The sequence below is a fragment of the Lederbergia sp. B243.17 genome, assembly GCF_057657925.1.
On record NZ_JBWBKF010000076.1, the window covers coordinates 118,156 to 132,273 of the forward strand.

General features: G+C 41.4%; 17 protein-coding genes and 1 pseudogene. 5 read left to right on the plus strand and 13 right to left on the minus strand.

Annotated features, from left to right (window positions below; genetic code table 11):
* The first annotated feature begins 379 nt into the window (after positions 1 to 379).
* Positions 380 to 790 (plus strand): DUF3888 domain-containing protein, encoded by a 411-nt coding sequence (locus AC0TWI_RS14630; RefSeq protein WP_488127073.1) that lies wholly within the window; start codon positions 380 to 382, stop codon positions 788 to 790.
* 346 nt (positions 791 to 1,136) lie between these two features.
* Here the strand turns inward: AC0TWI_RS14630 and AC0TWI_RS14635 are convergent, their stop codons facing one another.
* From AC0TWI_RS14635 to AC0TWI_RS14680, 10 genes and pseudogenes are all read right to left on the minus strand, one after another.
* On the minus strand, positions 1,137 to 1,304 hold the full coding sequence (locus AC0TWI_RS14635; protein ID WP_488127074.1) for a hypothetical protein: 168 nt from the start codon (positions 1,302 to 1,304) through the stop codon (positions 1,137 to 1,139).
* A 23-nt stretch (positions 1,305 to 1,327) separates the two neighbouring features.
* A complete protein-coding gene (locus AC0TWI_RS14640; RefSeq protein ID WP_488127075.1) occupies positions 1,328 to 1,714 on the minus strand; it encodes a DUF4181 domain-containing protein in 387 nt (128 codons plus the stop codon).
* A gap of 88 nt (positions 1,715 to 1,802) precedes the next feature.
* Positions 1,803 to 2,552 (minus strand): GNAT family N-acetyltransferase, encoded by a 750-nt coding sequence (locus tag AC0TWI_RS14645; protein ID WP_488127076.1) that lies wholly within the window; start codon positions 2,550 to 2,552, stop codon positions 1,803 to 1,805.
* 18 nt (positions 2,553 to 2,570) lie between these two features.
* Positions 2,571 to 3,452 carry an aminoglycoside phosphotransferase family protein gene (locus tag AC0TWI_RS14650; protein WP_488127077.1) on the minus strand — a complete coding sequence of 294 codons (882 nt, stop codon included), beginning with the start codon at positions 3,450 to 3,452 and terminating at the stop codon, positions 2,571 to 2,573.
* A gap of 94 nt (positions 3,453 to 3,546) precedes the next feature.
* On the minus strand, positions 3,547 to 4,758 hold the full coding sequence (locus tag AC0TWI_RS14655; RefSeq protein ID WP_488127078.1) for an MFS transporter: 1,212 nt from the start codon (positions 4,756 to 4,758) through the stop codon (positions 3,547 to 3,549).
* Positions 4,759 to 4,949: 191 nt separating this feature from the next.
* Positions 4,950 to 5,411, minus strand: a complete 462-nt coding sequence (locus tag AC0TWI_RS14660) for a hypothetical protein (RefSeq protein WP_488127079.1) — start codon at positions 5,409 to 5,411, stop codon at positions 4,950 to 4,952.
* 445 nt (positions 5,412 to 5,856) lie between these two features.
* Complete coding sequence (locus tag AC0TWI_RS14665; RefSeq protein WP_488127080.1) at positions 5,857 to 6,156, minus strand: hypothetical protein; 300 nt, start codon at positions 6,154 to 6,156, stop codon at positions 5,857 to 5,859.
* Positions 6,157 to 6,202: 46 nt separating this feature from the next.
* A pseudogene (locus AC0TWI_RS14670) lies at positions 6,203 to 6,792 on the minus strand (GNAT family N-acetyltransferase).
* 19 nt (positions 6,793 to 6,811) lie between these two features.
* A complete protein-coding gene (locus AC0TWI_RS14675) occupies positions 6,812 to 7,336 on the minus strand; it encodes an RNA polymerase subunit sigma (protein ID WP_488127081.1) in 525 nt (174 codons plus the stop codon).
* A 62-nt stretch (positions 7,337 to 7,398) separates the two neighbouring features.
* Positions 7,399 to 8,187 carry an aminoglycoside adenylyltransferase domain-containing protein gene (locus AC0TWI_RS14680; protein WP_488127082.1) on the minus strand — a complete coding sequence of 263 codons (789 nt, stop codon included), beginning with the start codon at positions 8,185 to 8,187 and terminating at the stop codon, positions 7,399 to 7,401.
* A 306-nt stretch (positions 8,188 to 8,493) separates the two neighbouring features.
* On the opposite strand from AC0TWI_RS14680, the gene AC0TWI_RS14685 reads away from it, so the two are divergent.
* Complete coding sequence (locus tag AC0TWI_RS14685; RefSeq protein WP_488127083.1) at positions 8,494 to 10,725, plus strand: FIMAH domain-containing protein; 2,232 nt, start codon at positions 8,494 to 8,496, stop codon at positions 10,723 to 10,725.
* A 283-nt stretch (positions 10,726 to 11,008) separates the two neighbouring features.
* On the opposite strand, the gene AC0TWI_RS14690 is transcribed toward AC0TWI_RS14685, so the two are convergent.
* Positions 11,009 to 11,572, minus strand: coding sequence for a nucleotidyltransferase family protein (locus AC0TWI_RS14690; protein WP_488127084.1), 564 nt, complete (start codon positions 11,570 to 11,572; stop codon positions 11,009 to 11,011).
* A gap of 318 nt (positions 11,573 to 11,890) precedes the next feature.
* Between AC0TWI_RS14690 and AC0TWI_RS14695 the strand changes: the two genes are divergently transcribed.
* The 3 genes from AC0TWI_RS14695 (at position 11,891) to AC0TWI_RS14705 (ending at position 13,285) form a co-directional block, all read left to right on the plus strand.
* Complete coding sequence (locus AC0TWI_RS14695) at positions 11,891 to 12,106, plus strand: DUF6366 family protein (protein WP_488127085.1); 216 nt, start codon at positions 11,891 to 11,893, stop codon at positions 12,104 to 12,106.
* 24 nt (positions 12,107 to 12,130) lie between these two features.
* Positions 12,131 to 12,619, plus strand: a complete 489-nt coding sequence (locus AC0TWI_RS14700) for a hypothetical protein (RefSeq protein ID WP_488127086.1) — start codon at positions 12,131 to 12,133, stop codon at positions 12,617 to 12,619.
* Between the two features lie 123 nt (positions 12,620 to 12,742).
* Complete coding sequence (locus AC0TWI_RS14705; RefSeq protein WP_488127087.1) at positions 12,743 to 13,285, plus strand: hypothetical protein; 543 nt, start codon at positions 12,743 to 12,745, stop codon at positions 13,283 to 13,285.
* Positions 13,286 to 13,519: 234 nt separating this feature from the next.
* Here the strand turns inward: AC0TWI_RS14705 and AC0TWI_RS14710 are convergent, their stop codons facing one another.
* Both AC0TWI_RS14710 and AC0TWI_RS14715 read right to left on the minus strand, forming a co-directional pair.
* Positions 13,520 to 13,903, minus strand: coding sequence for a hypothetical protein (locus AC0TWI_RS14710; protein ID WP_488127088.1), 384 nt, complete (start codon positions 13,901 to 13,903; stop codon positions 13,520 to 13,522).
* Between the two features lie 117 nt (positions 13,904 to 14,020).
* Positions 14,021 to 14,118, minus strand: a 98-nt coding sequence (locus tag AC0TWI_RS14715) for an IS3 family transposase (RefSeq protein ID WP_488126294.1), incomplete at its 5' end; no start/stop codon positions are given.

Consider the following 14,118-nt stretch of genomic DNA (forward strand, 5'->3'; position numbering starts at 1 on the left):
TCCCCTCATAAATAAATAGATAATACAATAAACCGAGAAAAGCGATGAGACATCCAACCAAAGCGAGCGCAAAAACATAAGGCTTAAAAAATCGGCTTATGAGAAGGATAGGAGCCACAAACATACTGAAAATCGCTGTAAATTTTGTAAAAGAATAAGGTCGGGCGAGAATTCAGGTTCCTCTTGGTACATCCATCTTTTTCCTAACATCAGACTATCCTCTGGAAAATGAAACGTCCAAAACGCAAATGCATACACAGGTATCAAAACGATGATTGTTATGATGATGTCAGCTGCCATATTGTCCCCCTATTAGCCCAAGAATGGAATTAAGCATTTTTACAAAAGCTAAGATATCTAGATCCAAGGAGATAAGAAAATGAGAAAAATGTTACTGATCTTCCTGCTCCTTCTTAGCCAGCACGCTACACCGATTGAAGCAAAGGCAGAAACAGAAACAATTGCTCAAAATCAGCGTCCCTCCGTTATGGAGTTGGCTTTTTTAAGAAGCCTGGGTAATACAATCCTTGAAGTGATGAACACCAATGGCGACAAACAGTTATTTACCTATGGAAGAATTGAAAAAATCTCAAGAAATATAAATACTGATACGTATGATATAACGTTACGGGTGATCGGGTTTGAAGGCCCGCACAACCCGCCGTATAAATTCATCAGGATGACGATTCGCATACCTGGAGAAAAAGACAACAAATACACAGTAATTTCCTATGAACATCGAATCATTTCCGATAAGGAGCTCAAGGAGTTAATTAAATTCGTTGATTGACATTGGCCTTCTAACCACATGACTTCTTCACAAAAATAAAATTAACATCCAAACAAAAATAAAGATTGGAAATAGGATAAAGAGCAAATTAAGTCCTTGCAGAATCCATAGTAATGGGGTGTACCTTGCCCTATACGTGCTAAAAATGTACAGAAGAGAACCCAATGCAATGATTGGAGAGTACATAGCAAGTCCGCCGTAGTTTGGAGGTAAAGCATTGTTCAGCTCTTCGATGAGGAAAATAAAAAATACACTATTAATTCCTGCTAACAGCATGGGGATCCATAAATGAAACCTGAGACGATTTCTCGCCATTATGTCCCTTCCTTTCTCGTTCCCTATCTATTCAAAGCGTCTTCCGATCATAAGCAAAAATGACAGTCCCAACTAAGAACAGCAACGAATTGATCGTCATCGCCATTCCATTCCACTCACCATTGAATACTCGAATGTTGATTAGACTCACAAGGTGGACGATAAAAAGAATCAAATACAGCCCCGATATCGCTTTCAATTTTCTCCCTCCTCACGTTCCGGTCAAAACACCAAAAAGGGCTCAGGCCCATCGTTTATAAATAAGTAGATAACTGCAGCAATCGAAAGAATAAAATCGGCTGCCGCATGCACGGAACAAAAGATATGTCCCTTATCCTTCCGAAAGTACCGATATTCCATTAGCGCACGCAAACTCATAATGATTACTGAGATTCCCAGGAACAAAACTAGGCTAACTTCTATTAAAGCGAAATTGAAAATGCCTAAGAGCAAGACGAGTATGAGAGAACTTTTTAAAATCCGTTCTATCCATGTATGAGTTTCATCTACGGGTTCATATGGACCATCCGATATAATGCCAAATTTCGTTCTGACAATAAACTCCAATATATCCACACCTATAGAGATCACATAAATCAACATCACCATGAACAAGCCGCCTTCTCTCACTGTTTTGATCATTTACTTGATACAAAAGCAATAATGCAATGCATTTATTTACACTTGCTAACTGTTTTCACGGCCTAGACTCCAATGAGACGACAGGATTCTCCATCTGCCTGCAGCCGTTCGCCGTCATGATTCTCCGCATAGGGATGTTCTCCTTTTGGGTTGCGCCAAGATATGATTTTGCTTTAAAAACATGCTGGAGTCTATAAAGCCCCAACACATGCAGCATTTGTCCAAATCCCTTCCCAACAAACCGTGGGTGCATCCCAATCCAAAAAATCCGTCCTTCTTGATCTGTATCCGGTTCGATATGAGGAAGGACCACTCCTGCAGGTTCCCCGTCTATTACGAGCACCGTATACATTTTGTTCACCTGCTCCGGCAATTCGGTTTTCATGCTGAGCAAAAAGCTTTCTGTGTCCTGAACATTGCGGCCCATCACTTCAGATAAAAATGCGATGGATTCTGAACTGAAGGTTGGCCACAATTCATGCTCTGGTATCAATCCTTTGAACGGATTGGATAAATCTTTCGTGTACATGACCCGTTCACCGACGATCTTCATTTGTTCTTTGGTCCGAGGTAATTTTCCCAAGACGGCTTGAGGGCATTCAAACAGGACTTTTTCCTGTTTGCTAAGTTTCAACTCCGTCATTAACTGAGTGATAGCCTGATCTACTTGATCTGGAGCATGTACCCCCTCCTCGAGTAGCTCTAAAAGTATGCTCGTTTCGCTTTTCATTACGTGTACGCCGAGGTCCTTCAGTCTCTTTATATTTTCATTCATCATCTTATCCTGGCCATCCGCCCATTTCATGCCGTCCTCCCATTCCCATTAAAGTAATGTCTCATGCTGTAACCAATCATCAATATTTACACTCCCTTGGACGGATAACAACCGGTATAAGTATCGATAGGGCTGTCTGCAGCCTTTCAAATCGGGAAGGTCCATGACTTTTTCATAGCCTTTGATGAAATCTTCAATCGCCTTCCTGTCTAAAATATACTCCAGGCCAATAAAATCCAGTTCTCTTGGAGCGATAACATAAGCTTCTGTATCGACAAGACCCGTTAACCTTTTCCCATCCCATAAAAATTGAGTGGGATCCATGTCGACTAAAACGAAAGAAGCGGTTTGCGGTATAGGCATGTTTCTGAACAACTCTGCCATTTCAGGGAGCTTCTTTTTTATCGCATCATTGCCTTGATGAAATCTAGATACTATATCCGTCATCCCCTCTATTACATGCTTGTTGAAGTCGTCCAGGGGGATTTTGAAATCTCCAGAAGGGCTGCCGGCGTAATTTACTTGGAATTGATGAATTGTGGCCAATCCTTCTCCAAGATCTTCTAACAGTGATGGAGGCTGATTTTTAAAAGATTGGACGGCGGCTCCCTTTAATTTTTCAACTACGACGAACTGTTTGGAAGAGATGGCCGCTTTTTTTATAATCTTTGGAATGGGAATGGACGAAAGTTCACCAAGTGTATGATTTAAGTACTCCAAACGAAATACTTCTCTAGGGTCAATGCCGAATAACCTCTTGCACCCCCACCAAAAATCATTATTCGGTACTTCACTCATCCGTGAAGTTCGGACAACGACTTCCTGCTTATTTGTTTTCACGAGCCAGACATCACTTGCATGTTCCTCATAGCCAGGATGTAATGCCTCGACTTTATCGATAGGTTCTTCAAATAATAATTGTAAATCCACCAAATGAGCCTGCCTTTCGTCTAAACTCGTACCCTGAATAACAAATTGGCCCGTTTGCGGAACAATGAATTGTGGGCAAACGGGCACAATTGTTCTACTTAGAAATGAAGGTGGCCGGTAGCCGCTCTTTCACCGCCGCCAAATATATTGAAGATGCGGCGAGCAGCACACCGGCGATCATGAATACAAGCCGTGAATTATACTGTTCTGCCAACCATCCGAAGAGTAAAACAGAAACAGCAAAAACCAATGTCACGAGCGAGTATTGTGCACTGTAAATTTTCGGCAGATCATCAACGGATGCCTCTTTTTGAATATGCGTATGCAAAGTGATGCCTTTGATCTGGTCGATGAATCCGCTGAATCCGACCAAAATCAATGCCACCCACGCTGTCGAATTCAAGCCGAATAACAGTGTCACAATCGATACACCGAATGAGGTGTACATCACAATCTTTCTCAGATTCCGTTCAATCGCCCCTGAAAATCTTGAACAAAACACGCCGCCTAAAATCAAACCGAGGAAAAATGAGGTGTTGATGTATCCCCACCACGCTTCGGTTACATGCAACACTTCACTGACAAATACGTACAAAATGGCGGCCACCCATACAACATTGGCGATGGCTTCGATAAATATCAGGATATGGATGCTTCGATAGGCAGGATGCTTCCAGATCGTTGACCAGCCTGCCTTTAGTGTTTCAAACGGAGTTTCCTCCTCTTCACCGACTTGAAGAGGTGTTTCATCCACAACCTTGATCATCATCATAGAAGAGAGAACAAATAGCCCGAAGGTTAGCCAGATGACTAATTGGCCGCTCGTTGCAGCTACCAGTATTCCTCCTAACGCCCAGCCGCCTAATTGTATCGTTTCATTTAGCACGGAGATGAAGCTATTGGCCTTTACAAGTTCAAACTCCTCGACCAGCCTCGGAATGAGGGCATTCATCGCCGGCATCGCCCAGCCATCAAAAAAGGCAATCAGCAATATACAGCAGACCATTAAGGCAATATTCAACGTGCTTTGCATGCTCATCGAAACAACCAACAGCAGCAAAATGACGGTTTTACTTATTTGCGAGAGTACGAGCAAAGATTTGAGCCTGAATCTTTTCAAAAGCAAAGGTGAGATGAAGCTGCTGACAAACCTGCCAAATGTATTGAAGAACGGCAGCAGGGCAAGGTACAGAGCAGATTCTGTCACTGAATATAAAATCGCAATGAGCCCTACTATATACAACACATCACCGAAATTAGCGAATAATTGGCCAATCCATAGGAAACGGAACGAATTATTTTTCATTTTTTCTACCCCTTTATTATCATTTAGATGATTGATAAAAAGGGAGTTTACACTGGACATTCCTCCTTTTCGTTAAGACTGCCGACAAATAATCTTTCTCGGAAAAAAGTGAATTCGTTCCAAGCCAATTTCGCTTTTCTATCCAATTACTAGGATCTAGAAGAATTCTCTTCTGGATCTGCACCGTATTCTTATCCGAATACATTTGCATAATAAAAGAACGTGATGTGCCAGGCGTAAAATAATATGATTCCAAAAAACAACGTCCAAACCAACCAATGCATCGTAGTATTCTCGCTGTATGCTTCATGAACAAATAAATACCAAATGGCAAGCATAGCGACTGGCGTACCGAGAAATAGCCATATACTTTGCGTTGCTCTTGGATCAACAAAAAGTGTAGACAAAAAAATATTGTAGATAATCACTGTCCCCGATAAACTAAATAAGACTCTATATTTTTTGTTCTCGAGCGGCATTAGCCGAATATATGTTACTGCCCAAATAGCCGCTAAGATGCCTAAGCTCAAAAACGCTTTGAAATTCAGGCTTCCACCAAATCCTAAACCAAAAATTAAAAAAAAGGCGAAAATAGAAGCAAAAACAAGCAGGACAAAAAATACAATAGTAAGCCATATGAATTTATTTTTCAATGATATCCTCCCTCATATAGACTCCCGACAGAATGTCTTCCTAGTGGAATAATGGACTGGTTCCATGCCAATCACGCGCTTATATCCAAATAATCAAAATTTAACAGTTTAGATAGCTTTTACATACTCAATAATCTTGTTAAAGTTTTCTGAGTTGAATTCTGCCTCTGACAAAACGTAGATTCCTTGATTGGAATAGTCTGTCTGCATAAATTTTACTATTGGCACCACTCCTTTGGATGAATATACCATATCACTCTGTACGGACCCCCTTAAATAAGGGTTTCGATTTTCTGTAAATAAATGGTGATAATACCAAAATAATAAGAAATGAATTCTCGTAAGTCACCACTGAATGCTTTTTTGAGTACTTTCATACATTTAACGCAGGGATGGATTTTTCTTCACAATCTAATTAATCCATTTTCTTGCGTGGCAGCAGAATTCATGAATAGTGAACCTTTGCGTATAACAATGGAAAGAAGAGGAACAAACTTAAGAGAAAAACAGCAATATAAATCGTATGTCCGATAAGCAATACTTTCCATCCACCTTTAATAACTTGAAAAGCATAATTTCCAAGAGTAAGTAACAGCAGAAAAATTATCAATCCTACAGTTACAATGTCTAAAGCGGGTATGTCACCTGCTGATATATTAGACGATGCAGCAACAAAAACTACACCAACCACAAACAAGAAAAATAGGTTTGTAGCATGTAAAACTACTTGGTAAAAGATTTTCAAGGAATCACTCCTAAAACATTAGTCTGTGTGGATAGTCAACATGTTTTTATGCTCGATGCAAGGCCGGATTCTTATCACCCAAAAATTCTTCCCTAAGTATGGAATACAATTTCAAATCCCTATGCCTTTCTTTCACGTACATCGCTTTTCTCATGACCCCTTCAAACGACATCCCGACTTTTTCCATAACACGAGCGGAACCGATGTTTTCCGTGAAGCATTTCGCCTGGATCCGGACGAGGTCCATGTTTTCAAAGCCGAAAGCAAGGACGGCCTTTGCGGCCCAGTCATCACCCCTTTTCCCCAATAATCCTGGGAAAGGACATAGCCGATTTCTGCTGTGTTGTGGTTTGGCTGCCAGGAAACAAAATCAATCGTTCCAATAAACTTACCGTTCTCTTTAAACTCGATTCCCCATGGCGCGAGCTGCTTGTTCTCGTACTGGCGCAATATAAATTGAATGAAGCCCTCCGTCTCTGCCACTGACCGATGTGCGTTCCAAGTTACATATCGGGCGACTTCCTCATTTGTTCCATATTCGTACATCGATTCAGCATCATCCGGCGTTACCTTCCGCAGCAAGAGCCGCTCTGTCTCCAACGTCGGAAAATTGCCAAATACTCTTTCGATTTCCATGTCATCACCCCGGTAGCTTCTATTGTATAGGCATGAATGCCACTTGCCAGACTCCATCTTCATTTCGAATCATTTGGAAGCCCTTTGTTCCTTCTCCTGAAGTAAACTCGATATACCCTTCATCGTCGCTCGTTTGAATGAATGTCCCATCCTCAATGCCTTGGAACTCCTTTTTAATTTGTTCCTTTGTGCCTCTCTCTCTTTCGGGAATCGCCTCATCCTCCTCTTTTGTCCATTGGATGGATCCTTCCCTATCCGTATAAAGTGCATAGTGAACGTCATGGTTTTGGTCCAATTCTGACTTTACATATATTTTGGCAATGCTTAGCGGCTCTAACCCTTGCAGATGCTCATGATCTAAGTCTTTTTGGAAGCGAAGATACCTCTCCCTTTCATCGGACGACAGTTCAAAGGAAGGTGCTTCATCCGACGCAGCCACTTCCGTTTTTTTGATCGGTTGCTCCGTCTCAACTTTTTCATTCGAACACCCTGTGAACAGCAAGGCCCCACTTACAATCAACAATGCACTCCATTTTTTAGACAACATGTTTCCCTCCCTTAAAAATTTGATTGAGACCAGATACTTATTCAACATTTGTGCCCGATTTATAAATGCCCACGCACCTTTTCTTCCACATAATCCCTTAGATACAGGAGTTGCTCTTTTTGTAAAGGACCATCGGATTCCTTACCTTTGTACATATTCGTCACTTTTCTCACTGTCGGTCGATAATCTTCCGGCATTGTCTTTGTTCCCCATTCACCTGCTTCCAACTTAGACGAAATCTCCCCTTCTTTTACATAACAATACACCCGCAACAAATTGAGGCAGCAATAAACCGGATCCTTTTCTACGTTCTGTAGACAGTCTTCAAAATCACCGACAATTGATGATAGATAATCTGCATGAGGAACTGCAGGGAAAATCCCAGCAATCGGTTCCCCTTCCACACAGATTCCCCGGTGGTTCATTATTGTAATATGTGCAGCCAAATCTGGATCGGTGTTCCGCTCATCATTTAAAAAGGTATATGTGCCATGTAACAGGTCCCTTTGATATTGCTCTCTCCAAAACTCACTATAATGAAAATCATATGGGCAAGGATGCTGCCAGTCCTTCAGTTGATCCTTGCTCAGAAAGCTAACTTCCAAAGGAAACGGCGAGTTGGAATGAGTTATAAAGAATTGTGCCAACCTCCTTTTCGTTTCCATGCTTACAGGGTGGTTTGTAACAACTAAAATATCTATATCACTTCGCTCGGGATTAAATCCGCCCATCGCCAAAGAACCGTGTAAATAAAAACCGGCAAAATTGCAATCTGTTATGTTTCGAATTTCATTTTTAATCTCTACAATAAACTTTTTTACAGTAGAGGGGCTTGTTTCCCAATTCATTTGTGTACTCCTATCTTCTTGACGTCAATTTCTTCTCAACAAACATATTATCGCTGCGTAGTATTCAATCAATTCCACACCGATTATCCATGTATTTACCTATTATGGATTTGAATGGATGACCACTTCCAATCCATTATAAAGGATTTTTCAATGAGACGGTAAAGTATTTTGATTAGGTTAAATTTTTTGTCATTGAAAAACTAAACTACTATACTAATAAGAGAGCAATTAGGAGGTGATATTGAGATTCTGTTGCAAGGTATTGAAAGCGCTATCAAATTAGGTGTGAGGAGAGGAGAAGATATGAAGACTTTCGGTAAAATAATGGTGTCTGTCTGTTTGATGGGTTCTCTTGTTGCCGGGGCAATCAATCAGGTCCCAGTCTCGGCAGCTTCTTTGCAGAAAAATTTCAGCGAACCGGTGAATTTGGGAAATCCGATAGAAAGTATTGCCATCTATGACTCTGCTTATGGAGTGGAAGACGGGAGAAATGTGTATTATACGACAGTGACCGGCAATCCGGCGATTTTTCAAGTGCTGGATTTAGAAACGAAGGAGCTGTTGTGTACGTTTCCATTGGAAGGATCGGAAAGCTCGTGGACCCATCTGACCGTTCCGAATGGCAATGTCTACATAGGCGGGAATGGAAAGCTATATGAGTATTCTCCACAAACAAAACAACTGAAGAACTTAGGCGGCATCGGCGAGAGTGTTGTGTACGGGCTTTCCCATGATGAAGAGGGCCGTGTCTTTTTTGGTTCCTATCCAAATGGCAAAGCAGGCATGTATGACCCATCCAGCGGGAAATTTACGGATTTTGGAACAGTTGCCCCAGGGCAAAATTACACGCGAGCTACTGCGTACTTGGACGGTTACTTGTATCTTGGCGTTGGCGTCTTCGGTTCACTGGCAAAGGTAAACGTGGAAACCGGTGAAATACAAAACTTTCCACTGCCCGAATATGCTGACAAAGACGTGACCGTTTGGCAGCTTGATGCCGCAGGGAAACACATCGTAGCAGGCATGGGCGGCGGTAAAAACACCTTATTTTTCTATGATACAGAAACGGGAAAATGGAGTGACAAACATTATGATGGCAACAAAGGCCTCAGATTAATCAAAGGCAAGCCAGGTGAAGAGGACACGGTCTATTTTCTCCAAGGGAACAAGCTGCAAAAGATTGACTTGAATACATTGGATATTAAAGATACTGGCGTTACGTTCGGGACCTTTATCCGTAATACGGCTTGGGTGGAAGTCAAGGGCGATCCGCAACTTCCAGGCTATTCGCTTGTAACCATTCAATTTAGTGGTCAAATGACCTTTATGAATTTGGAGACGAAAGTCGTGAAAACCTATACCGATTATGAAGTCGCCGGGAATCCTATCCCCATCCAGACACTTGAACTGGGACCGGATGGAAATTTATATGCCAGCGGCTATCCTGGTGGCACGGCCGGGCTGTTGAATCCAAACACTGCCGAAGTGACAATGTTCCCATTGGGGCAAGCGGAAGGAATGACTTCAATTGGAAGCAAAATTTATTTTGGCGTATATCCGGGTGCCCATCTATTCGAAATGGATGTGACCGCCGGAACGAAATCGGCTAAACAAATTTATACAATCCCTAATCAAGACCGTCCGTTTGTGATGACACCTTATGAAGATACGTTATTCATCGGCACGATCCCGAATTACGGCTATTTGGGCGGTTCCCTCACAGTTTTCAAACCGGGTTCTGATCAAGAGCCGCAAATCTATGAAAATATTGTACACAACCAATCGATTGCCGGTCTTGCCGTAAAAGACGGAAAACTATTCGGAACCACAACAGTTGGCGGCGGATTGGGCATCACACCGACGGAAAAAGCGGCCAAAGTGTTTGTCTGGGACATTGAAAAACAAACGATGATTACAGAGTTTGTCCCGGATATTCTAGGAGCAACAGGTACACCGCGAATGATTAGCGGAATCAAAGAAGGGCCGGACGGATTATTATGGGCAGCGGCAGATGGCACTATTTTTGCAATGGACCCGGAAACATTGGAAATTGTTAAGAGCAAAAACATTTATCCAGAAGTCACGAATTACGGAAACTGGCGACCAGTTCATTTGCGTTGGAGTGATGATGGCTTACTGTACACGACATTGGCCGGAAAACTGACCGTCATCAATCCGGATACGTTGGAATTCGTCAGTTTGGCAGACACCCAATTAATGACATTGGATAGAAATGGAGACGTATACTATACAGAAGGCCCGTATATCATGAAAATAGCAGTGACAGATGCCGAAATTACGCTTGAAGAAATTGCCCAAATCATTGAAAGTGCAACCGAAAACGGGGACATTTCCCACCCGCTTAGTACAAAACTTGAGAATTCCATCAGGCAAGCCATACATCATCGCGATGCCGGTAGAACAGCCCAATCAAAACAACAGATAAACAATGCGGTGAAACACCTAGAAAACGCAAAAACAAACGAAATTTCGAAGGAAACACTTGAACGTTTGATGGGAATGTTGCGTTCATAGGAGGGGTTTTCAGAGGCAAATGTAAAACTCAGCATAAATATAAACTGATATGTAAGCATGACAACCAAATGAGTATTAAACGTTTGGTTGCCATGCTTATTTTTTTCTATTAATTCGCAACTGTTGTAAGGATGTGTTTCGCCTTTTGAAATTTCGATTTCAAAGGCACAGTCCAAACTGTAAATGGACTGGTTCGAACGAAATCGAGGAACTGGCCCGTTGTTTCACAGTGCCTGACAATGTATATACTCTTCCCCCTATTTTCTCCTTAAGTTCATTTACTTTATGTATAACGAACCTTATTCCAGACGGCCGACCAGTCTTTCTCCCTGATGCGCTTGTGATATATCGCTTCCAGTCTGCTGTCTCCGCTGAAAAGCGGCGACGGTTTGACCTGCATGTTCAAAACGTCTTCGACTCCGTGCGGTGCAGTAAGCAGCAACTTTCCTTCATCAGAAAGAGAAACACCCAGCGCCGTCACTGTTTCTGGAAATGAGGCGATTCCATCCTCCGAGCTTACATAAGGAGGCAGATTGTTGACCTTGTGCATCCGCGCCTGGTTTTTAACGGACCAAGGAACATCAGGCAAGATGCTTCGCAATTCGGCCTCCAGCCGTTTTTCCGTCTCCTCTTTTACGTTCTTTGTATCGAAATAAATAACATCTACATCCTGAAGTGGCGTTCTCTCCCCAAACTGGTGAAGTTCATCCCAAATTTTTGACCGGACAAATCCTGCACAAACCCACCAGTCCGGGAGCTCCAGCTTTTGTGCCGCACGGAGAACGTCCATCATCCAGGCATCTTCCAGGATGATCCGATTAATGTCTTCCTTGCTTGAGATGGTCAAGGACTCTTCCCCCTTTTTTCCACTGCCAAATGATCGCACGCTTACTATTTCCACATCCTTACAAAAGAAGCGAGATATGATAAACTTATTTTATACTATTTTTATAATTTTTTTAATATATTTATTTAAAACGAGTAAATCCACAATATGATAATAGCTGTCATTCTTTTTTTCCTCTTTTTGCTTTCGATAACTGTAACATTGGATAAAATACAGAAACAAAACCAACGGACCGAACAAATTTTAATTGCTATTCTCGACAAGCTGGATAACAAAAAGTAACAATCGCAGAATGTATTGTATAGGGGTGTGAGGGTTATGAGCGAAGAGAAAGAGTCACCTGAAAGAAGAAGAGAAAGGCTAAGTCAGGAGGAAGCGAGAAGAAACCCAGCTGGAAATGTAAACAATGCATTTAACCGGGCCGGGTCTGGAAATCTTGCAGACTTAGTCGGCAGCTTAGGCTGGAAGGGAACGGGTATCCTTATCCTTTCGATTATTGCAGGGTTTATCGTCGTATCTTTCTTCTTCAGATAACCTTTCAGGAAAGGAAAATGATTCATGAAGAAAACAACATTCTTTTTCGCTCTAATTTGGCTCTTCCTTCCAGCCTGCAGCAACACCGCTACGGTTTCATCAGACTCCCTTCCTTTGCTGGCTAATGAGAAAACCATGCCGGATCGTTTTAGCCAAATCACTCTCAATGAAAATGACCGCTATCTTATAGAAAAAGTTGTAACCTCCTCAGCTTTTAAACAAACGTGGAGTGAATATGGCTTTAAAAAGAAGGCACCTGACGTCGATTTCGAAACAGATTTTGTTCTATTCATTGCCCTTGAGGAGTCTGGCAGCTGCCCTAAAAGACTGGAACAAATCCATTTAAGCCCGAATGGGCAAACTCTGACTTTGTCTCTCGAATCCCAATCAGGCGCCTGCACGGCCGACGCAGTTCCCAGATCCTTCTCCCTCCTGCTTGATAAACAGCAGTATGGGAATGTGGAGAGAGCCGTCATTGGAGATGTCCAGCTTGAAATTAATATGTTTGATTGAAAATTTTAGAAGTTCCTTACTTCTATCTCAATACAGGGATTGTATAAAAGGGAAAATGCAATACTACGTTCTTGAATGATGCTTTTTACAAGGAGGAATCGGTCATTGAGAAGGTCAATAACGATGCTTTTTCTTGCTGTTGCAATGGTTACCGGATTGTCCGGTTGCAATATCTATACTCAATTCGCGTCTGAATCTTTGCCTGAATTCGAACCCTATGATGGAAAGTCATTATCCATTGCAGTAATTGGAGAACCACCGATTGTAACTGAAAAACATGTAAGGTTTACAAGGATTTCTTTTGATGAAATGACTAGAACCGAAAATATGAATATGTACGATGCAGTCATGATTCGGGAAAACCATCTCCCCGAGGCAGCGGAAAGTCAATATGCTGATGTCTATATGAGTTCGCCCATCCCCACATTCTTTATCGGGGCAAATACTTTTGTGCATTTCACTGAAGCCAACTGGAAATATGATGAGGAGTTCAATTGGAAACCAGGGACAGGTTATGCTGTCGGGGTACTCGTATCACCTAAAAAGGACACACTTAACTCTCAAGGTGTAGGATTATACAATGACATAAAGACCGATGAGACATTGAAAAATATGTATTCCTTGGTTTTCAGCGCTATTGAAGAAATGAATCAATCCGATGAATGAGTGAATGGATAAGTGAATAAGCTCCTTTATGAAGATACTTTGTTTGGGTTTGAAGTAGTACTTTTACCCAAGGCTCTTATGACAATCATGAGAACGATACAAACGTACCAAACCATAGAAATGATTCGAAAACGATAACGAATACTATGTATGCATAAGCTTCTGCCGGAAAAAATGTCCAGGGTTTTATGTCTGAGCATTTTATTTCTTCAACAATCTCATCCGTGAAGGTTATCAATCAACAACTAAAAGTTTATTATCTTTTATGGTATAGTTACCATGTTTCCTTGAGAGCACAACAGTTTTGACAGCATGTTTTTCATTAGCAAAAACTAATAAAAAGCGGTCCTCAAGTATATCAATTCCACCATTGTCTCCTTTAAATTCAATGTTCATTGAATCCTCGATTAATTCATCTGTTGTATAAGGTCCAAATAGACCGACTTGTGTCCATTTAAAGTTGGTTAACCTTATTAAATCAATTTGTGTTTCTCCTTTTTCTAAAAGGGAGTCAATTTCTTTAGCTAAACCCGTTTCTTGACTGGCTCTATCCCCCAAAAAAATAACAGCTAAACCTATAAAGACAATGAAAATGACTACAAAAACTATTTTTTTCATATGTCTCTAAGCCACCCCCTAATACCTTGATTCTTCACACCTTATTTCAAAAGATGTCCGATAAAGAGACCGGTTATTAAAGTGGTACCTATGTCAAGGACACAATAAAAAAAGAGATTAAGCAGTTTGAAGATGATTCCTATATTGAATAGGGGTCATCTTTTTTAAATTCCACTGATAACGATAATTATTATAATAGACCATATAATGGTTAA